The following is a 19,571-nucleotide window of genomic DNA, read 5'->3' as shown; positions in this document are numbered from 1 at the left end:
GGAGGCACCGCATGGGGACCGGCAACGGCATGAACGTCGGCGTCCTCGTCTTCGACGAGGCGGAGGAGCTCGACGTCGCCGGACCGTTCGAGGTGTTCTCGGCGTGGGCCGAGCACTCGGCCCACAAGCCGCACGTGTCGACCTTCTCGCCCGACGGCGCGGGCGTGCGCCTCGCGAAAGGGCTGCGGCTGCTCCCGGACCGGTCGGCGGACGACGTCGGCCCGCTCCACCTGCTCGTCCACCCCGGCGGCCGGGGCACGCGGCGGCTCGTCGCCGACCGCGCCCACCTGGAGTGGTTGCGCGCCGTCCGGGTGCGGACACCGGTCGTCGCGAGCGTCTGCACCGGCTCGCTCGTCCTCGCCGCGGCCGGGCTGCTCGCCGGGCGACCCGCGACGACGCACTGGGCGCACTACGACGAGCTGGCCGAGATCGACCCGAGCGTCGTGCTCGACACCGAGGCGCGGTTCGTCGACGACGGCGACGTCGTGACGTCGGCGGGCGTGTCGGCCGGGATCGACATGGCCCTGCACCTCGTCGCCCGCCTGGAGAGCGACGACGTCGCACGCGCCGTGCGCCGGGCGATCCAGTACGACCCCGACCCTCCCGTCTAGGAGGCGGCCGTCGTGTGCGCGCCGTAGCGGCCCGTGCGGTGCGCCCAGACGTCGAACAGCACGGTGCAGAACGGCGGGACGGTCGCCGCGAGGGCGAGGAACGTCGTCCACAGCGACCAGGGGACGCGCACGGCGACGAGGACGGCCAGCGCGACGTAGACGAGCACGAGCCCGCCGTGGATCGGCCCGAAGATCTCGACGCCGAGCTCGGTGGTCCCGGCGACCCACTTGAGGTACATCCCCACGAGCAGTCCGGCCCAGGAGAACGCCTCGGCGACCGCCACGGCGCGGAACGCGCGGACGACCAGGTCGGGCCGGGCGGCGGTGGCGGAGGGGCGAGGGGCGGTGCTCGTCGTCGTCACGGCGCGCATCCTCGCACACGCTCCTGGGACGGGCGTCCAGGTCGGACGGGCCGCGCGCTCGGCGGCGCGTCCCGCGCGACGGGCGATACCTGATACCGCCGGTGCGAGACAGTAGTCTGCGACGGTGACCCGACAGATCCAGCTCCTCGTCGCCAGCACGATGCCCCGCAAGGCCGTCCCCGGGCGCGGGGTCCTCGACCCGTCCGTCACCCGGATGCGCGTCCACCCCGGGGACCTCGACTTCTACCTGCACGTGAACAACGGCGTCTACCTGCAGATGATGGACATCGCCCGCAGCAACTTCATCGCCGACGTCGGCGGCTTCGGGCTTCTCAAGGACAAGGGCTGGTACCCCGTCGTCGCCGCGTCGACGATGAAGTACCGGCGGTCGCTGCAGCTCGGCGACCGGTTCGAGATCACGACCCGCGTCCTCGGCTGGGACGAGCGGGTCGTCTACCTGGAGCAGGTGTTCGCGCGCCGGGGCGACCTGTGCGCCCGAGGCCTCGTCGCAGGCCGCTTCCTCGCGCGCGGGTCGGGCGACCGCGTCCCCGCGCCGGACGTCGTCGGGCTCCTCGGCGGTGACGTCACCTCGCCCGAGCTCCCCCACGACGTCGCGGCGTGGGCGCGCGCCGTCGACGTCGCGCACCGCACGGTCTGAGGTCACGCCCGGGTGTCCGGTCCCGGGTGGAACCCGGGTGGCACCCGGGTGGCACCCGGGTGGACCGCCGGCGGTTCGCCGGTGGTTCGATGAGGGGATGGGAACCGACCCCTTCGACGCGACGATGATCCCCGCGCTGCCCTGCCCCGACGTCGACGCGATGCGCGACTTCTGGGTCGCGCTCGGGCTCGAGGTCACCTACCGCCAGCAGCGTCCGAACCCGTACGTCTCCCTGCGGCGGGGCGGGTTCGACCTGCACTACTTCGGCATGGACGGCGTCGCGCCCGAGGACTCGTACAGCACCTGCATCGCGCTCGTCGACGACACCGCGGCCGTGTTCGCGACGTTCGCCGCCGGGCTGCGCGAGCGCTACGGGCGCCTCCCGCTCACCGGTGTCCCCCGGATCACCCGCCCCCGACGGCGCGCGAACGCCGGCGGGGCGAGCGGGTTCAGCGTCGTCGACCCGGCGGGCAACTGGGTCCGGGTCATGCGTCGCCCGTCCGCGGTCGACGCCGCGGCGGTCGACGGGACCGCGGTCGACAGCACGACGGTCGACGGGACCTCGGCCGAGGCGACGGCGACCGGGCGCGACGACTCGGCCGCACAGGTCTACGCCGCGCGACCTCCGGGCAAGGTCGCGCGCGCGGTCGACGACGCGGTCGTCCAGGCCGACTCCCACGGCGACCCCGTGCAGGCCCGCCGGATCCTCGCCGGTGCGCTGCGCCGCTCCGGAGAGGACGCGAGCGACGAGGACCGCGTGCGCGCGATCGCCTACCTCGCCGAGCTCGCGCTGCGCACCGACGACCCCGCGGCCGCTCGCGCCGCGCTCGACGACCTCGACGTGCTGTCGGCGAAGCTCGACCCGGCGGCGCGCGTCGTCGTCGGTCCGACGCTCGCCGACGCGGCGGAGCTGCGCTCCCAGCTCCCCTGAGCTCGACCGATGACGGTCACGCTCACCGTCGGGACACACGCGGAGCGCCGACGGTGCGCGCGTGGTTCACGCGGAGGCGGGTCAGAGGGCGGCGCCCAAGCGGGCGAGGAGCAACGCCTCCGCGAGCACGACCTTCTCGAGCTCGCCGAGGTGGACGGACTCGTTCGCGCCGTGCGCACGCGAGTCCGGGTCCTCCACGCCCGTCACGAGGATGGCCGCGTCGGGGAAGACGTCGAGCAGGTCGGCGATGAACGGGATGGACCCACCGACGCCGATGTCCACCGGGTCGGTGCCCCACGAGGTCGCGAACGCCCAGCGGGCGGCCTGCATGGCCGTGGAGTCGCCGGGGGCGAGGAACGGCTTGCCCTGCTCGCCGTCGCGGACCGTGACGTGCGCCCCGAACGGGGCGCGCGACTCCAGGTGCGCGCGCAGCGCCGCCATGGCCTCCGCGGGGTCCTGGCCCGGCGCGAGGCGCACGGAGATCTTCGCGGTCGCGCGCGGCGTGATCGTGTTCGACGCGTGCGCGACGCTCGGCGCGTCGAGACCGATGACCGCGATCGCCGGCTTGGTCCACAGCCGCCCGACGATGCTGCCCTGCCCCGCGAGCCGCGTGCCGTCCAGGAGCGAGGAGTCCGCGCGGAAGTCCGCCTCGGCGTAGTCCACGCTCGGCTCGTCCCCCACGACGAGGCCGTCGACGGCGACGTCGCCCACGTCGTCGTGCAGCGTGGCGATCAGGCGCGCGAGGAGCGTGACGGCGTCGAGCACCGGCCCGCCGTACATGCCCGAGTGCACGGCGTGGTCGAGCACGGCCACCTCGACCTCGCAGTCGACCAGGCCGCGCAGCGACGTGGTGAGCGCGGGGACGCCGACCTTCCAGTTCTGCGAGTCGGCGACGACGATGACATCGGCGGCGAGCAGGTCGCGGTGCTCGGTGAGGAACGGGAGGAACGTGGGCGAGCCGATCTCCTCCTCGCCCTCGACGAACACGGTCACGCCGACCGGCAGGTCCCCGAGCGCGGCGAGGGCGCGCAGCGCGCCGAGGTGCGCGACGATCCCGGCCTTGTCGTCCGCGGCGCCGCGCCCGTACAGGCGCCCGTCGCGCTCGGTCGGGACGAACGGGTCGGTCTCCCAGGTCGCAGCGTCGCCCGGGGGCTGCACGTCGTGGTGGGCGTAGAGGAGGACCGTCGGTGCGCCGTCGGGCGCGGGCCGGCGCGCGACGACGGCGGGCGCTCCCTCGCGCCCGTCGGCCGACGCGCGCAGGACCTGCACCTCGGGGAGCCCGGCGTCGCGCAGGAGCGCGGCCACGGCGTCCGCGCTCGCCGCGACGTGCGCGGCGTCGAACGCCGTGTTCGAGACGCTGGGGATGCGGACGAGGTCCTCGAGGTCGGCGCGCAGGGCCGGGAACTGGGCGGCGACGGTCTCGCGGAGCGTGGTCGCGAGCGGGGAGATGTCGGGTGAGTTCGTCACGACGAGCACGCTACGCCACGGTGCGTGGTGGGGACCGCTCGCGCGCTCGACTACCCTGGACCCGTGTTCTCCCGCAGCAAGCCCGGCGCGACCTCGCCCACCCCCGACCCCGTCGACGCCACGACGGAGATCGACCGGTCCGGCGAGCCCGTGGCCGCCGGCAAGGGCCGCCCGACCCCGAAGCGCAAGGTGTCGGAGGCGGCGAACAAGCGTCCGCTCGTGCCGGGCGACCGGCGTGCGGCGGCGAAGGCGGCGCGGGAGAAGCAGCGCGAGCTGCGGGACCGGCAGTACCGGGCGATGCAGACCGGCGACGAGCGCTACCTGCCGCCGCGCGACAAGGGCCCCGTGAAGCGGTACGTGCGCGACCACGTGGACGCCCGGTGGAACCTCGGGGAGTTCTTCCTCCCGGTGGCACTGGTGTTCATCGTGCTGTCGCTCTTCACGGCGAACAACGCCGGGCTGGCGTTCGCGACCGTGATGACGCTCTACGCGATCGTGCTGCTGACGATCGTCGACGCCGTGCTCATGTGGCGCGGCCTGCGCAAGCGGATCCGCGCGAAGTTCGGCGAGGTCCCCAAGGGCACCGTGATGTACGCCGTGATGCGCGCGTTCCAGCTGCGCCGCGCGCGCCTGCCGAAGCCGACGCACAAGAAGCACGGCGTCTACCCGGAGTGACCCTCGCGACACCGGACGCCTCGCCGTCCGGTTCCTCGGGCAACCGTCGCGCGCGCTAGGTTGGGGTCATGCCCCATTACCGCTACCTCGGCAACAGTGGTCTCAAGATCTCCGAGATCACCTACGGCAACTGGCTCACCCACGGCTCCCAGGTGGAGAACGACGTCGCGACGGCGTGCGTCCACGCCGCCCTCGACGCCGGCATCACGTCCTTCGACACCGCGGACGTCTACGCGAACACGAAGGCCGAGCAGGTCCTCGGCGACGCCCTCAAGGGGCAGCGCCGCGAGTCCCTCGAGATCTTCACCAAGGTGTACTGGCCGACCGGCCCCGCCGGCCCCAACGACTCCGGCCTGTCCCGCAAGCACGTCATGGAGTCGATCAACGCCTCGCTGACACGCCTCGGCACCGACTACGTCGACCTGTACCAGGCGCACCGGTACGACACCGAGACGCCGCTCGAGGAGACGATGCAGGCGTTCGCCGACATCGTGCGCCAGGGCAAGGCGCTGTACATCGGTGTCTCCGAGTGGACCGCGGACCAGATCCGCGCCGGCCACGCCCTCGCGAGGGACCTGGGCTTCCAGCTCATCTCGTCCCAGCCGCAGTACTCGATGCTGTGGCGCGTCATCGAGGACGAGGTCGTGCCGACGTCGCAGGAGCTCGGCGTGTCGCAGATCGTCTGGTCGCCCATGGCGCAGGGCGTGCTGTCCGGCAAGTACGTCCCCGGGCAGCCGCTGCCCGCGGGCTCGCGCGCCACGGACGACAAGGGCGGCGCGCGCATGATCCAGCGGTTCATGACCGACGACGTGCTCTCCCGCGTGCAGCAGCTCAAGCCGGTCGCGGACGAGCTCGACCTCTCGACGGCCCAGCTCGCGATCGCGTGGGTCCTCCAGAACGACAACGTCGCCGCCGCGCTCGTCGGCGCGTCGCGGCCCGAGCAGGTCGCGGAGAACGTCAAGGCGTCCGGCGTGACCATCCCCGCCCAGCTCATGTCCCGCATCGACGAGATCCTCGGCGGCGCCGTCGAGCGTGACCCCGGCAAGACCGCGGAGGGTGCGCCGAGCAAGCGCCCCTCCTGACGCCGGCCCTCGGGGCGGCGCGCGGACTTCCCCGCGCCGCCCCGAGGGTGACCGGGACCCGCTCATCCTGCGGGTGTCACCATCCGCCGGCCCGGCGCCTCACCGGCCGTCGTCGACGCGCCCCCGACGCGCACCGGGCGCGGTGCGAACCAGCGCGCCGTCGCCTGGACGACGGGCCCGACCCCGAGCGCGTACACGACCGTCGCCCAGCCGAGCGTCCCGCCGAGCGCCCAGCCGAGCGAGACGACGACGACCTCGATGACGGTCCGCACGAGCCGGACCGGGCGGCCGGTGCGGGCCACGAGCCCCGTCATGAGACCGTCGCGCGGGCCGGGTCCGAGGCGGACCCCGAGGTAGGCCGACGTCGCGAGGCCGTTGAGCAGCACGCCCGCGAGCGCCATCGCCACGGCGACGGCCGGGGCCGGCGTCGGGACCAGGTGCTCGACGAGCGCGAGCGCGGGGTCGATGGTGACGCCGATGACGACGACGTTCGCGAGCGTGCCCCAGCCGGGCCGCTGGCGCAGCGGCACCCACGCGGCGAGGGCGACGGCGCTGAGGCTCGCGACGACGACGCCGTAGGGCAGTCCGGTGCGGCGCACGACGCCCTGGTGCAGCACGTCCCAGGGCATGCCGCCCTGGCCGGCGTGCAGGAGGAGCGCCATGGACAGCGCGTAGGCGAGGAGGCCGAGGAAGAGTTGGGCGGTGCGCCGGGTCGGGGACATGGCCCCCATCCTCGATCGGCATTGGCCTGGACTTCCATGGCCAATCACGCCAGAGTGGCCTGCATGCTGCTGCCCGACGTCCACCGGCACCTGTCCCCCGCGGCGGCGACGCGGCTGCTCGGGCGCTGGCACGCGGGCGGGCCCGCCTACGTCGCGCTCGCCGACGCGCTGCGCGCCGCCGTCCTCGCCGGGACGCTCGCCCCGCACACCCGCCTGCCGTCCGAGCGCGACCTGGCCGGGGCGCTCGGGGTGTCGCGCACCACGACGGCGGCGGCGTACGGGCGGCTGCGCGAGCTCGGCTTCGCGCGGTCGCGCACCGGCTCCGGGACGGTCGTCGTGCTGCCGCGCGGGGGTGCGCGCACCACGGGCCGCCCGTCCGGCGGGGACGCGCCGCCGGTCCCCGGTCCGCGCCCGGCCGCGGTCCCCGCGCTCGCCGACCTCTCGCAGGCCACGTCCGCCGCCCCGTCCGGGCTGCACGGGGCGTACACCCGCGCGCTGGAGCGCCTGCCCGCGCACCTCGGCGACGGGGGGTACGAGCCGTACGGCCTCGCCGTGCTGCGTGAGGCGATCGCCGCGCGCTACACCGCCCGCGGGACGCCCACGACGCCCGACGAGATCCTCGTGACCACGGGGGGCCAGCACGCCATCACGACGATCGCCGCGACGCTGCTCGGCCCCGGGGACCGCGCCGTCGTCCAGTCCCCGACGTACTACCACGCGATGGACGCCGTCCGACGCGCGGGGGCGCGCCTCGTGCCGCTGCCCGTGGGCGACGGCTCCGACCCCACCCGGCCCGGTCTCGACCTCGCGCTCCTCGCGTCCACGCTGCGCGAGACGGGCCCCCGCCTGGTCTACCTCGTCCCCGACTTCCACAACCCCACCGGGTACACCCTCACGGCGCACGAGCGCGCCGAGGTGCGCGACGTCGCGGCACGTCAGCGCGTCACCGTCGTCGGCGACGAGACCCTGACCGACCTCGCGCTCGACCTCGGTCCAAGCGAGGACGACGGCGCCGTCCCGCCCCTCGCCGGGGACGGGACGTCGCCGTACGTCGTGACCGTCGGGTCGGCGTCGAAGTCGTTCTGGGGCGGGCTGCGCGTGGGCTGGGTGCGCGCCCACCCCGACCTCGTGGCGCGGCTCGCCCGGACCCGTCAGTCCGCGGACATCGCGACGGCGGTGCTGGAGCAGTTCGCCGTCGTCGAGCTCCTCGAGGACCGGCACGCCGTGCTCGCCGAGCGGCGTGCGATGCTCCGCGCACAGCGCGACCTGCTCTGCTCCCTGCTCGCCGAGGCCCTGCCGTCGTGGACGGTCCCGGTGCCTGCCGGGGGCCTGTCGCTGTGGGCGGACCTCGGGGCGCCCGTCGCGCAGGCGTTCGCCGCCACGGCGGCGGGCCGCGGGGTGCTCGTGAACGCCGGGCCGACCTTCACGCCGGACGGCAGCTCCGCCGACCGTGTCCGGATGACGTTCTCGCGACCCGCGGACGAGCTCGCGCGGGCCGTGCCCGCGCTCGCGTCCGCCTGGGAGCACGTGCGCCGCTGACCGCGCGGCGGGCCCTCAGCGTGCCCGCAGCTCCACGGGAGGGGTCACCTGGACGCCGTCGTGCACCAGGCGCGCGACGGCGACCCCGTCCGCCGCGAGCGACCGCCACGTCTCCCCGAGCCACTGCTCGGCGTCGAACTGCGTGGTGAACACCGGGCTGACGGGGGAGGTCCGGGGACGCCCCTCGGCGTCGTCGAGCTGCCACACCCACTGCGGCCGGATCATGCGCCCTCCTGCCCCGCGTGCGTGCCCGCGCCGCGGACCCGCGTCCCGGGCTCCGGGTGCCGCACGAGCGACCGGTTGATGCGCGCCGCCCAGAGCGGACCCTGGTAGAGGAACCCGGTGTACCCCTGGACGAGGTCGGCGCCCGCGTGCAGGTAGTCGCGCGCGTCGTGCGCGGTGGTCACGCCGCCCACCCCGATGATCGCGCGGCGGGGGCCAAGGCGCTCGCGCAGCCGGGCGACCACGGCGAGCCCGCGGGCCCGCACGGGCGGTCCGGACAGCCCGCCGGGTCCGCGGTCGTGCCCGATCGTCGTGTTCACGGCGACGACGCCGTCCAGGTCGAGCTCGTCGACGAGGTCGGCGACCGCGTCGACGTCCTCGTCGGCGAGGTCGGGCGCGATCTTCACGAGCAGCGGCACGCGGTCCGCCCCCGCCGCGGTCGTGGCCGCGTCTGCCGCGTCGCGGACGGCGACGAGGATGGGGCGCAGCGACTCGACCTCCTGCAGGTCGCGCAGGCCGGGCGTGTTGGGCGAGGAGACGTTGACCACGAGGTAGTCCGCCCACGGCGCGAGGAGTCCCGCGCTCGTCGCGTAGTCGCCGGGGGCCTCGTCCGCCGGCGTCACCTTCGTCTTGCCGATGTTCGCGCCGACGACGACGGCCCGCCCGGCCGGCGTCGCGCGCAGGTCCCGCAGCCGCTCGGCGGCCGCCGCGGCACCCTCGTTGTTGAAGCCCATGCGGTTGCGCACGCCGCGCACGTCCAGCTCGCGCCACAGGCGCGGGCGCTCGTTGCCGGGCTGGGCGTGCGCGGTCACGGTCCCGACCTCGACGAACGCGAAGCCGAGCATCGTCAGCCCGCGGACCGCGCGCGCGTTCTTGTCGAACCCGCCCGCGAGGCCGAACGGCGCCGGGAAGACCCGCCCGAGCACCTCGACGCTCCCCCGGCCCCCGGCCCCCCGCCCGAGGTACGGGGCGACGGCGCCCTGCACGACGTCGCGCAGCACCGGGACGCGCCCGGCCGCCGCGATCATCGTGAACGCGACCTCGTGGGCACGCTCCGGGTCCATCCGGGCGAAGACCGTGTCGAAGAGCAGCGAGTACAGGACCGGGCGGCGGCTCATGCGGCGTCCTCCGGGGTGTCGGGGTCGGTGGGGCGGTCGGGGTCCGGCGTGCGCGTGCGCCACAGCCACCAGAGACCGACGAACGGCAGGACGAGGGGGACGTACCCGTAGCCCTGGCCGAAGCCGGACCACACGGTCGCCTCCGGGAAGGCGGCGGGGTCCACGAGCGAGAGGGTCCCGACGGCGAGGACACCGACGAGCTCGACGCCCACCGCGGACCACGCGACGCGGCGCGCGACCGGGCCGCCGCGCGCGAGGGCGACCGTCGCGACGACGTAGACGACGGCGGCGAACGCCGACAGCCCGTACGCGAGGGGCGCCTCGTGCCAGTCGCGCAGGAGCTGCACGCCGGCGCGCGCCGTCGCGGCGACGGCGAAGACGCCGTAGACGACGACCAGCACCCGGCCGAAGCCGGTGCCGGTCGCGCGCGGTGCGCGCGCGGGTGCGCTCATCCTGCCCTCCGGGCTCACGAGTTCCAGATCTGCCAGACGCGCCACTGCAGGAACGCGACGGTCAGCGCCGCGACGGCGAGCACCACCGAGCTCCAGCGGGTCCGCTCCGCGAACGCCCACAGCGCGGCCACGGGGAGCACGAACAGGGCGGTCACGAGGTAGCCCCACAGCAGCACGGGATCGGTCGGTGCCGTCCCGGTCACGCCGAGGACCGCGAGGACGAGACACTGCAGGAGCATCAGCCCCTCGACGACGGCACCGCCCCAGAGCTGGCGCAGGACCACCGCGCGGTCGCGCACGACGAACACCGTCGCCCAGCCCGCGAGCGCCACGCACGCCGCGACGACGACGAGCACGAGGGGAAGGACCACGCCGCCGAGCGTACCGGCGCCCGCGGGTCCGCCGGGAATCGGCCCGGCCGCCGTCGGTCTCCCGGGTTAGCATCGCCGGTGTGGCTGAACTGACCGTCTCCAGCAAGAATCCCGCCGGTGCCAAGGTCGACGCACTCGTCGTCGGCACCCACACGACGTCGGACGGCGTCGCGATCGTCGGGGGCGACCTGCCCCGCGCGGTCGTCGCCGGCCTCGAGGACCTCGCGCCGTCGCTCGGCATCTCGGGCGCCGCCGACGAGGTCCGCAAGCTCCCCGCAGGCCCCGACGTCGCCGCCGGCGTCCTCGTGCTCGTCGGGCTGGGCGCCCGCCGCGGGGACGGGACCTTCAGCGCCGAGGCGCTGCGGCGTGCCGCGGGTGCCGCGGTCCGCGCCCTCGCCGGGACGTCGTCCGTCGCGGTCGCGCTGCCCGTGGCCGACGACGCGGAGGTCGGTGCGGTGGCGGAGGGCGCCCTGCTCGGCGCGTACGCGTTCGTGCGCTACCGCTCGGGCGACGCCGCGACGTCGCGGGCTGCCCAGCCGCCCGCGACGATCGAGGTGCTCGCCCCCGGCGCGCGCAGCGCGGCGACGAAGGCGGCGGTCGAGCGCGCCCGGGTCGTCGCGGACGCCGTGAACTCCGCGCGCGACCTGGTGAACGCCGCGCCGAACGACCTCTACCCGGCGGCGTTCGCGGACCTCGCGAAGCAGGCCGTCAAGGAGTCCGGCGCGAAGGGCCTCAAGGTCACCGTGCTGGACGACAAGGCGCTCGTCGCGGGCGGGTACGGCGGTCTCGTCGGGGTGGGCCAGGGTTCCGCCCGGGGGCCGCGCCTCGTCAAGGTCGCCTACGCGCCGTCGCGCCCGGCCGGGAAGGTGGCGCTCGTCGGCAAGGGCATCACGTTCGACTCGGGCGGCATCTCCATCAAGCCCGCCAAGGGCATGGAGGCCATGAAGTCCGACATGGCGGGGGCGGCGGCCGTGCTCGGCGCCGTCGTGGCGGCCGCGCGGCTCGGGCTGCCCGTCGCCGTGACGGGCTGGCTCTGCCTCGCCGAGAACATGCCGTCGGGGACGGCGCAGCGACCCTCGGACGTCATCACGATCCGTGGCGGCACCACGGTCGAGGTGCTCAACACCGACGCCGAGGGTCGCCTCGTCATGGCGGACGGCCTCGTCGCCGCGGTCGAGGAGAAGCCCGACGCCGTGCTCGACGTCGCGACCCTCACCGGCGCGCAGATGGTCGCGCTCGGCAACCGGGTCTCGGCCGTCATGGGCTCGGACGACGTGCGCGCGGAGGTCGTGGCGGCGGCGGAGGGCGCGGGCGAGCAGTTCTGGCCCATGCCCCTGCCCGAGGAGCTGGGCGCGTCCCTGAAGTCGAAGGTCGCGGACCTCGCGAACATCGGCGACCGGTTCGGCGGCATGCTCGTCGCGGGCCTGTTCCTCCAGGAGTTCGTCGGCTCGACGCCGTGGGCGCACCTCGACATCGCGGGCCCGGCGTTCAACGACGGCGCCGCGCACGGGTACACGCCCGTGGGCGGCACGGGCGTCGCCGTCCGCACCCTCGTGAGCCTGCTGGAGGGCCGCGCCGGGCGCTGACGCCCCGGTCCCCGTCCGCGCGGCGGCGTCGCTCAGCGGCGCCGCTGCGCGGAGTTCCAGTCCCGCATGCGCTGCGGGTAGCCCGTGAACCGCACGTTGTACACGGGCACGCCGAGCGAGCCCGCGACGTCGAACGCCGTGCGCTCGTCGGGGACGCGGCGGCGCGTCCACTCCCCCGTCGTCGCGATGAGCAGCAGGGTGGAGCCGGTGTCCTGCGTGGGCGGCTCCACGTACGCCTCGACGCCGACGCGCGTGCGGACGAACTCCTGCAGGTGCTCGAGCGTCACGCGGCGGCCGTCCGAGGTCGTCGCGCCGGAGCCGCCCGCGGCGGACGGGCCGCGGCGGGAGAACAGTCGTGAGAGGCGGGACACATCGGCAGGGTACAACCCGCCGCTGAGGCCGTCCCGGGTACGGCTGCCAGCCACGCCCACCGCGCGCCTGTCTCCATCGTCACAGGGGTCGACGCCCGTTTCGATTGGGGAGGGGGTGCGCGAGGTGCCAAGATGTCACAGGAGAACGTCCACCCGTCGCGGTCCGGCGCCCCGTCCCGGCCGGCGGCGCGCGGTGGGCGTCCGCACCGCTCTCCCCTCGCGAAGGAGTCGTCCGTGGCCGATCCCGGCACACCATTCGACGTCGTCGTCCTGGGCGGAGGCAGCGCCGGCTACGCGACCGCGCTGCGGTCCGCCCAGTTCGGCCTCTCGGTCGCCCTGATCGAGTCCGGCAAGCTCGGCGGCACGTGCCTGCACGACGGGTGCATCCCCACCAAGGCCCTGCTGCACGCGGCGGAGCTGGCCGACGGCGCCCGCGAGGGCGAGCGCTTCGGGGTCCGCAGCACGTTCGACGGCGTCGACATGCCGGCCGTGAACCGGTACAAGGACGGCGTGGTCGCCGGCCTGTACAAGGGCCTGCAAGGCCTCGTCGCGTCGCGCGGCATCACGTACGTCGAGGGCCACGGCCGCCTCGTGGCGCCGGACACCGTCGAGGTCGACGGGACGCGCTGGACCGGCCGCCACGTCGTGCTCGCCACCGGCTCGTCCTCCCGCACCCTCCCCGGCCTCGAGATCGGCGGGCGCGTCATCACGTCGGACCAGGCGCTGCGGCTCGACCGCGTGCCGTCGTCCGTCGTGGTGCTCGGCGGCGGCGTCATCGGGGTCGAGTTCGCGAGCGTGTGGCGCTCGTTCGGCGCCGACGTCCAGATCGTCGAGGCCCTCCCCCACCTCGTGCCGAACGAGGACGCGGCGCTGTCAAAGGCGCTCGAGCGCGCGTTCCGCAAGCGCGGCATCGCGTTCTCCCTCGGGGACCGTTTCGCGGGCGTCAAGGAGACCGACTCCGGCGTCACCGTGACGCTCGAGTCCGGGAAGACCTTCGACGCCGACCTGCTGCTCGTCGCGGTCGGCCGCGGCCCCCGCACGGCGGGACTCGGGTTCGAGGAGCAGGGCGTCCGCCTCGACCGCGGCTTCGTGGTCGTCGACGAGCGCCTGCACACCGGCGTCGGCAACGTCTGGGCCGCCGGCGACATCGTCCCCGGCCTGCAGCTCGCGCACCGCGGCTTCGCCCAGGGCATCATCCTCGCGGAGCAGATCGCGGGCCTCGACCCGACGCCGATCGTCGAGTCGTCGATCCCCCGCGTCACGTACTGCGAGCCGGAGGTCGCGTCCGTCGGGCTCACCGAGGCCGCGGCCCGCGAGACGTTCGGCGCCGACGCCGTGGAGTCCCTCGAGTACAACCTCGCGGGCAACGGCAAGAGCAAGATCCTCGGCACGAGCGGGTTCGTCAAGCTCGTGCGCCGCACGGACGGTCCCGTCGTCGGCGTGCACATGATCGGTGCGCGCGTCGGCGAGCTCGTCGGCGAGGGCCAGCTCATCGTGGGCTGGGAGGCGTACCCGGAAGACGTCGCCGCCCTCGTCCACGCCCACCCCACCCAGAACGAGGCACTCGGAGAGGCGCACCTGGCCCTGGCCGGCAAGCCTCTGCACGCCCACAACTGACCCCAACGATCGAAGGAGACCAGGCAGGTCATGTCTGAGAACGTGCAGATGCCGGCCCTCGGCGAGTCCGTCACCGAAGGCACCGTCACCCGCTGGCTGAAGTCCGTCGGCGACACCGTCGAGGTCGACGAGCCCCTGCTCGAGGTGTCGACCGACAAGGTCGACACCGAGATCCCGTCGCCCGTCGCGGGCGTCCTCGAGAAGATCCTCGTCGAGGAGGACGAGACCGTCGAGGTCGGCGCGAACCTGGCCGTCATCGGCTCCGGCGAGGGCGGCGGCGACGCCGCGCCCGCGCAGGACGAGGCGCCGGCGGAGCAGGAGGCCCCCGCCGAGGAGCCCGCCGCCGAGGAGCAGCCCCAGCAGGAGCAGGAGCAGCAGCAGGCGCCGGCCGCCGACGCCGCGCCCGCGAGCGGCGGCGGGGGCGGGGGCGAGGAGATCAAGCTCCCCGCGCTCGGCGAGTCCGTCACCGAGGGCACCGTCACCCGCTGGCTGAAGTCCGTCGGCGACACGGTCGAGGTCGACGAGCCCCTGCTCGAGGTGTCGACCGACAAGGTCGACACCGAGGTGCCGTCCCCCGTGGCGGGCACCGTGCAGCAGATCCTCGTCGAGGAGGACGAGACCGTCGAGGTCGGCGCGGTCCTCGCGATCGTCGGCTCCGGCGCGGCCCCGGCCGAGCAGGCACCCGCCCCGGAGCAGCCGGAGCAGCCGGAGCAGTCCGAGCCCGAGCAGCCGAAGCAGGCCGAGCCCGCGGCCCCGGCCAAGGCCGAGACCCCCGCGAGCGAGGCCGACGTCCCGGCGCAGGCCGCGCAGGAGGCCCCGTCCACCACCAGCGCGCCCGAGCCGAAGCAGGCCGAGCAGAAGCAGGCCGCGCCGTCGGCCCCGGGCGCCACCCCCGCCCCGGCCGCGAAGGCGGGCGGGACCTACCTCACGCCGCTCGTGCGCAAGCTCGCCGCCGACAAGGGCGTCGACCTCGCGTCGGTGACCGGCACGGGCGTCGGGGGCCGCATCCGCAAGGAGGACGTGCTGGAGGCCGCCCGCCAGGCCGAGGCCGCCTCGACGAGCGCCGCCGCCCCGGCGGCACCCGCCGCGGAGTCCGCCCCGAAGAAGCCGTCGGTCCCCGCGATCTCGCCGCTGCGCGGCACCACGGAGAAGACGAGCCGCCTGCGCAAGCTCGTCGCAAGCCGCATGGTCGAGGCGCTGAGCACGCAGGCCCAGCTCACGACGGCGGTCGAGGTCGACGTCACGCGCGTCGCCGCCCTGCGCAACCGCGCGAAGGCGGACTTCAAGGCGCGCGAGGGTGCGAACCTCACGTTCCTGCCGTTCTTCACGCTCGCGGCGGTCGAGGCGCTCAAGGCGTACCCGAAGATCAACGCGACGTTCGCCGAGGACGAGATCACCTACCACGGCCAGGAGAACGTCGGCATCGCGGTGGACACCGAGCGCGGCCTCGTCGTCCCGGTGATCAAGGACGCGGGCGACCTCAACCTCGCGGGCGTCGCCCGGAAGATCGCCGACCTCGGCGCCCGCACGCGGGCGAACAAGGTGGGTCCGGACGAGCTCGCGGGTGCGACGTTCACCATCACGAACACCGGGTCGGGCGGCGCGGTCTTCGACACGCCGATCGTCCCCGTGGGCCAGGTCGCGATCCTCGGCACGGGCACCATCACCAAGCGCGCCGCCGTCGTCACCGACGCGGACGGGAACGACACGATCGGCATCCGCTCGACGTGCTTCATCTTCCTGTCCTACGACCACCGTCTGGTCGACGGCGCCGACGCGGCCCGTTTCCTCACGGCGATCAAGAACCGCATCGAGGAAGGCGCGTTCGAGGCCGAGGTCGGCCTCTGACGATCCGCTGACACCGCCGCGCGGCGCACCCGCACGGCACGACCCCCCGAGGGCCCCGGCAGCACGAGCGCCGGGGCCCTCGGCGTGCCCGGCCCGTCCGGTGAAGTGGCGTCATGCCCCGTACCGTGGGGGCATGGACATCGTGGTGGCCGGCTCGCACGGCCTGATCGGCAGCGAGCTGCTCGAACGGCTGCGTGAGGACGGTCACCACGTGCGCCGGCTCGTGCGCCGCGCCCCACAGACGGCGGACGAGCACGAGTGGGACCCCGACGCCGGGATCCTCGACCCTGCGGCGCTCGACGGCGCGGACGCGGTCGTCAACCTCGCGGGCGCGGGGATCGGGGACCGCCGCTGGACCGCCGCGTACAAGCGCACCCTCCTCACGTCGCGCACCCGCACCACCGGTCTCCTCGCGCGCACGCTCGCCGGTCTCGACGCGCCGCCGCCCGTGTGGGTGCAGGGGTCCGCGATCGGCTACTACGGCGACCGCGGCGCCCAGGTGCTCACCGAGACCTCGGCTCCCGGCGACGGGTTCCTCGCGCGCCTCGTGCGCGAGTGGGAGGCCGCCACCGCCCCGGCGCAGGACGCCGGGGTCCGCGTGGTGCACGCGCGCACCGGGATCGTGCTCGCCCCGGGGGGCGGCGCGCTCGGCCGACTGCTGCCCCTCCTGCGCCTCGGGGTCGGTGGTCGCCTCGGGCCGGGCACCCAGTACTGGAGCTGGATCACGCTGCGCGACGAGGTCGCCGCCCTGCGCCACCTCCTCACCGCTCCCGTCCACGGCCCGGTGAACCTCTGCGCGCCGCTGCCCGCGACGAACGCCCAGGTCACCGCCGCGCTCGCGCGCGCACTGCACCGCCCGGCCGTCGTCGCCGTGCCGGCCGTCGCGCTCAAGGTCGTCCTGGGCGAGCTCGCGACGGACATCCTCGGGTCGCAGCGGGCCCTGCCCACGGTCCTCGAGGCGAGCGGGTTCCGTTACGAGGACCCCGAGCTCGACGGCGCCGCACGGAGCGTCGTCGCGCGCTGACGTCCACCCCTCAGGGCGCCTCGCGCGGTCAGCGCACCTCGCCCACGCGCCACCCGTGATCCGTCCAGCGCAGCACGAGCACCACCGTCGTGCGCGGCGACGCGGGGACGTGCACGTCCGTCCCGTCCACGCGCTGGCGGTGCGCGCCGACCGCGTAGTCCACCTCGACCTCGACCTCCGGCGCGACCTCCTCGCCCTGCACCCCGGACCCGGGTCGCACGGCGAAGACCTCGGCGCGCGCGTCGATCACGTCGACCCCGTCGAGCTCGGCGAGGACCGCACGCTCGGCGTGCTCGGCCGCCGAACCGGGCACGACGACCCCGGCCAGCTCGCCGGACCTCTCGGACAGCAGCGCGACGCGTCGGGCGGTGAGCTCGCGCGCCGCGGTGGCGGGGTCGCTCCTATCCGTCGTCGGGTCCGCCGTCGTCGGGTCCGTCGTCGTCGGGTCCGTCGCCGGCTCGGTCGTCGGCTCTGTCGAGGTCTCGGCGGGCGAGCCGGCCGCGGGCGCCGCCTGCGGGTCCGGGCGCGGGTCGGACGCCTGGCCGACCACCTGGACACCGACGAGGACGAACGCCCCGACCGCGACGGCCGCGCCGAGGGTGAGGAGCGCGACGCGCAGCCGCCCACCGCCCGCCGTGGCGAACGCGGAGGTCGGCCCGGTGCCGCCACGGGCGCCCACTCCGCCGGTTCGCGCCCGGCCTGCACGACGGGGGCGCCTCGGTACGGGCGTCGGTCCTGGGGTCGGCGACCCCGAGCGGCCCGCCCTCGCCTCCCGGGCGGCCCGGCGACCGGGTGGTGTCCCGCCCTCCCCCGTGCCTCGGCCGCTCACCGCCGCGGGCGCCGCCAGCACGCGGCGGCTGCCGAGCGCCGTCGCGACGAGACGCGCCGGGTCCGGCATGACGAGCGGCGACGGGGGCACCGCGTCGTAGCAGCGTGCGGCGAACGTCCCCGCCGCGGGACGGGCGGCCGGGTCGTCGCGCAGCGCGGCGACGAGCTCGGCGTGGAGCGCGGCGAGGGCCGCGGCGCGAGCGGGGTCGAGGGAGTGCGACGGTGCGGCGGGGTGCGACGAGGCGGGTGGCGGCACGACGTCGAGCACGAGCCGGGCCAGGTCGCGCACGTCGTCGGCCGGGGTGCCGCCGGGCGGGGTGAGCGGCGGTCGGACGACGGCGCGGCCGTCGGGGGCGACGGTCACCGCCCGCGCGTCGAGCGACCCGTGCACGCGACCGGTCCGGTGCAGCGCCGCGAGCGCCTGTGCCACGGGGACGACGAGCGTGACGGCCTCCCCCGGGTCGAGGGGCTCGCGCGCAGCCACGAGCTCGTCGAGGCCGAGCCCGTCGGCGTGCTCGACGAGGACCGCGAGGGTCCCCGTGCCCGCGTCGAGGACCTGTCGCACGGCGGCGAGGTGCTGCTCGTCGGTCGGGAGGCCGTGCAGGTGCTCGACGAGCGCGGCGCGGGCCGTCGGCCCCTCCGGGACGTCGAGAAGGTGGATCGTGCACAGCGTGCCGTCCGACCCCGCGGCGACGACGCCGGACGGCGCTCCGGGCCGGTCGCGGACGCTCCAGCCCGCTGCCGCCAGCGCGGCGGCGACGGGAGCGGGGACGGCGGGTTCGGACGGCGTCGGGTCCGACGGTCGGGGGTCGCGGCGCGGCCACGGCGCGGGCGGGACGGGCATGTCCCCATCTCACCGCGGTGGGGGCACTGCCGTGGAGTTATCCACAGGCCGGACCGTGACGGGCGGTCAGACCTCGACGCGCGACCCCGACCGGGCGCTGCGCCGGGCGGCGTCGAGCACCTCGGCCGTCCGGACGGCGTCGGCCGGGTCCACGGGGGCGGGCGCGCCGTCGTGCGCCCACGCCGCGACGGCGCGGTAGAAGTCCGCGTGACCGCCGGGCGCACGCGGTACGGGCGTCCGCTCCCGGCCGCGCGTGACCCAGCCCTCTGTGCCCGCGGGCGCGTCGTCGTCGAACCGCTCGAACGGCGAGGCGTCCTCCTCGAACGTCGTCACGACGTACGCGCCCGCCGTGCCGAGCACCCGCGTCCGCGGCCCGGGCGCACCGACCACCGACCCGGCCCACAGGCGGCTGACGACGCTCGCCCCGGCGTCGTCGGGTGCGTGGTGCAGCACGAGGAACACGTCGTCCTCGGTCGGCGTGGTGTGCGCGCGCAGCTCGGCGAGGACGGAGGTCACCGGGCCGAACAGCTGTGTCGCGGAGTCGACGAGGTGCGGGCCGAGGTCGAGGAGCAGCCCGCCGCCGACGGGGTCGTTCTCCTTCCAGCGGTCGCGGGGCACGGGCCGCCAGCGCTCCCAGCGGCGCTCGAACGTGTGCACGGTACCCAGCTCCCCCGTGGCGAGGAGGGCCCGCAGCGTGAGCTGCTCGGGGTCCCACCGGCGGTTCTGGAACACGGTGAGGGGTGCGCCCGCGGCCTGCGCTGCGGAGACGACGGCGCGCGCGGAGGCGGCGTCGAGGGCGATCGGCTTGTCGAGGACGACGGGCAGTCCCGCCTCGGCGACCGCGGCGGCGTGCTCCGCGTGCAGGGGCGTCGGGCTGGCGACGACGACGACGTCGTACGCGGCGCGGTCGGCGACGAGACCGGCCACGTCGTCGTGCAGGTGCACCCCGGGCCAGTCCTCGGCGGCCGCGGCGCGGCGCTCGGGCGATCGCACCACGACGGCGGTGACCTCGTGCCCCGCCTCGCGCACGAGTCGCGCGTGGATCCCGCGGCCCGCCCCTCCGTACCCGACGATCCCGACCCTCAGCGGACGTGCTGCGTTGACCATGCGCACCAATCTAGACGGCCCGGGTCGCGACGGGACCGAGCGCGCGGACGGTGGCCGGAGCACCCCCTCCGACCTGGCAGAATGTGCGCGTTGGTCCGGATTGGTGTATTGCGCACCGCTGCCCCTGTCTCGGGAA

The 19,571-nt window shown here is 75.5% G+C and carries 20 protein-coding genes; 10 read left to right on the top strand and 10 right to left on the bottom strand.

The window, feature by feature from the left end; genetic code table 11:
* Positions 1–11 precede the first annotated feature (11 nt).
* Positions 12–611 (top strand): DJ-1/PfpI family protein, encoded by a 600-nt coding sequence (locus LGQ04_RS02905; RefSeq protein WP_229242045.1) that lies wholly within the window; start codon positions 12–14, stop codon positions 609–611.
* On the opposite strand, the gene LGQ04_RS02900 is transcribed toward LGQ04_RS02905, so the two are convergent.
* Complete coding sequence (locus LGQ04_RS02900; RefSeq protein ID WP_229242044.1) at positions 608–973, bottom strand: DUF3817 domain-containing protein; 366 nt, start codon at positions 971–973, stop codon at positions 608–610. The genes LGQ04_RS02905 and LGQ04_RS02900 overlap by 4 nt on opposite strands.
* Before the next feature lie 124 nt (positions 974–1,097).
* On the opposite strand from LGQ04_RS02900, the gene LGQ04_RS02895 reads away from it, so the two are divergent.
* The gene (locus LGQ04_RS02895) at positions 1,098–1,631 is read left to right on the top strand and encodes an acyl-CoA thioesterase (protein WP_229242042.1); all 534 of its coding nucleotides are present in this window, start codon (positions 1,098–1,100) and stop codon (positions 1,629–1,631) included.
* A 97-nt stretch (positions 1,632–1,728) separates the two neighbouring features.
* Positions 1,729–2,562, top strand: coding sequence for a DUF8817 family protein (locus LGQ04_RS02890; protein ID WP_229242040.1), 834 nt, complete (start codon positions 1,729–1,731; stop codon positions 2,560–2,562).
* A gap of 81 nt (positions 2,563–2,643) precedes the next feature.
* Here the strand turns inward: LGQ04_RS02890 and LGQ04_RS02885 are convergent, their stop codons facing one another.
* Positions 2,644–4,029: a dipeptidase gene (locus LGQ04_RS02885; RefSeq protein ID WP_372469907.1), complete on the bottom strand. Its 1,386-nt coding sequence runs from the start codon at positions 4,027–4,029 to the stop codon at positions 2,644–2,646.
* A gap of 63 nt (positions 4,030–4,092) precedes the next feature.
* On the opposite strand from LGQ04_RS02885, the gene LGQ04_RS02880 reads away from it, so the two are divergent.
* Together LGQ04_RS02880 and LGQ04_RS02875 are read left to right on the top strand one after the other, a co-directional pair.
* Positions 4,093–4,704: a DUF3043 domain-containing protein gene (locus LGQ04_RS02880; RefSeq protein WP_229242038.1), complete on the top strand. Its 612-nt coding sequence runs from the start codon at positions 4,093–4,095 to the stop codon at positions 4,702–4,704.
* 68 nt (positions 4,705–4,772) lie between these two features.
* Entirely contained in the window at positions 4,773–5,786 is a 1,014-nt protein-coding gene (locus LGQ04_RS02875) for an aldo/keto reductase family protein (RefSeq protein WP_229242036.1), read from the top strand.
* Between the two features lie 62 nt (positions 5,787–5,848).
* On the opposite strand, the gene yczE is transcribed toward LGQ04_RS02875, so the two are convergent.
* Complete coding sequence (gene yczE / locus LGQ04_RS02870) at positions 5,849–6,508, bottom strand: membrane protein YczE (RefSeq protein WP_229242035.1); 660 nt, start codon at positions 6,506–6,508, stop codon at positions 5,849–5,851.
* Positions 6,509–6,571: 63 nt separating this feature from the next.
* On the opposite strand from yczE, the gene yczR reads away from it, so the two are divergent.
* Complete coding sequence (yczR, locus tag LGQ04_RS02865; protein ID WP_229242033.1) at positions 6,572–8,047, top strand: MocR-like transcription factor YczR; 1,476 nt, start codon at positions 6,572–6,574, stop codon at positions 8,045–8,047.
* 15 nt (positions 8,048–8,062) lie between these two features.
* Here yczR and LGQ04_RS02860 read toward each other — a convergent pair whose 3' ends face one another.
* From LGQ04_RS02860 to LGQ04_RS02845, 4 genes are read right to left on the bottom strand one after another with little or no spacing between them, the layout of a single operon-like run.
* Positions 8,063–8,272, bottom strand: coding sequence for a hypothetical protein (locus LGQ04_RS02860; protein ID WP_229242031.1), 210 nt, complete (start codon positions 8,270–8,272; stop codon positions 8,063–8,065).
* The gene (locus tag LGQ04_RS02855; protein WP_229242029.1) at positions 8,269–9,387 is read right to left on the bottom strand and encodes a quinone-dependent dihydroorotate dehydrogenase; all 1,119 of its coding nucleotides are present in this window, start codon (positions 9,385–9,387) and stop codon (positions 8,269–8,271) included. Before LGQ04_RS02855 ends, LGQ04_RS02860 begins: the two co-directional genes overlap by 4 nt.
* The gene (locus LGQ04_RS02850) at positions 9,384–9,839 is read right to left on the bottom strand and encodes a hypothetical protein (protein ID WP_229242028.1); all 456 of its coding nucleotides are present in this window, start codon (positions 9,837–9,839) and stop codon (positions 9,384–9,386) included. Before LGQ04_RS02850 ends, LGQ04_RS02855 begins: the two co-directional genes overlap by 4 nt.
* A 14-nt stretch (positions 9,840–9,853) precedes the next feature.
* On the bottom strand, positions 9,854–10,210 hold the full coding sequence (locus LGQ04_RS02845; protein ID WP_229242026.1) for a hypothetical protein: 357 nt from the start codon (positions 10,208–10,210) through the stop codon (positions 9,854–9,856).
* A gap of 80 nt (positions 10,211–10,290) precedes the next feature.
* Here LGQ04_RS02845 and LGQ04_RS02840 point away from each other — a divergent pair, with 80 nt between their 5' ends.
* Entirely contained in the window at positions 10,291–11,796 is a 1,506-nt protein-coding gene (locus tag LGQ04_RS02840) for a leucyl aminopeptidase (RefSeq protein ID WP_229242024.1), read from the top strand.
* A 32-nt stretch (positions 11,797–11,828) separates the two neighbouring features.
* On the opposite strand, the gene LGQ04_RS02835 is transcribed toward LGQ04_RS02840, so the two are convergent.
* On the bottom strand, positions 11,829–12,167 hold the full coding sequence (locus tag LGQ04_RS02835) for an oxidoreductase (RefSeq protein ID WP_229242022.1): 339 nt from the start codon (positions 12,165–12,167) through the stop codon (positions 11,829–11,831).
* 234 nt (positions 12,168–12,401) lie between these two features.
* On the opposite strand from LGQ04_RS02835, the gene lpdA reads away from it, so the two are divergent.
* The 3 genes from lpdA to LGQ04_RS02820 all read left to right on the top strand — a co-directional run bounded on the left by lpdA (position 12,402) and on the right by LGQ04_RS02820 (position 16,656).
* Positions 12,402–13,784 (top strand): dihydrolipoyl dehydrogenase, encoded by a 1,383-nt coding sequence (gene lpdA / locus LGQ04_RS02830; protein WP_229242020.1) that lies wholly within the window; start codon positions 12,402–12,404, stop codon positions 13,782–13,784.
* 30 nt (positions 13,785–13,814) lie between these two features.
* Positions 13,815–15,632, top strand: a complete 1,818-nt coding sequence (gene sucB / locus LGQ04_RS02825) for a 2-oxoglutarate dehydrogenase, E2 component, dihydrolipoamide succinyltransferase (protein WP_229242018.1) — start codon at positions 13,815–13,817, stop codon at positions 15,630–15,632.
* A 133-nt stretch (positions 15,633–15,765) separates the two neighbouring features.
* Positions 15,766–16,656: a TIGR01777 family oxidoreductase gene (locus tag LGQ04_RS02820; RefSeq protein ID WP_229242017.1), complete on the top strand. Its 891-nt coding sequence runs from the start codon at positions 15,766–15,768 to the stop codon at positions 16,654–16,656.
* A gap of 28 nt (positions 16,657–16,684) precedes the next feature.
* On the opposite strand, the gene LGQ04_RS02815 is transcribed toward LGQ04_RS02820, so the two are convergent.
* Positions 16,685–18,328: a hypothetical protein gene (locus LGQ04_RS02815; RefSeq protein WP_229242016.1), complete on the bottom strand. Its 1,644-nt coding sequence runs from the start codon at positions 18,326–18,328 to the stop codon at positions 16,685–16,687.
* 66 nt (positions 18,329–18,394) lie between these two features.
* A complete protein-coding gene (locus LGQ04_RS02810) occupies positions 18,395–19,435 on the bottom strand; it encodes a Gfo/Idh/MocA family oxidoreductase (protein WP_229242014.1) in 1,041 nt (346 codons plus the stop codon).
* Between the last annotated feature and the right edge of the window lie 136 nt (positions 19,436–19,571).

Origin of the sequence: Cellulosimicrobium marinum, assembly GCF_020551945.1 — a bacterium.
Lineage (GTDB): Bacteria > Actinomycetota > Actinomycetes > Actinomycetales > Cellulomonadaceae > Cellulosimicrobium > Cellulosimicrobium marinum.
The sequence above is the reverse complement of the archived record's forward strand: the minus strand, read 5'-3'. Positions and strand labels throughout refer to the sequence as shown.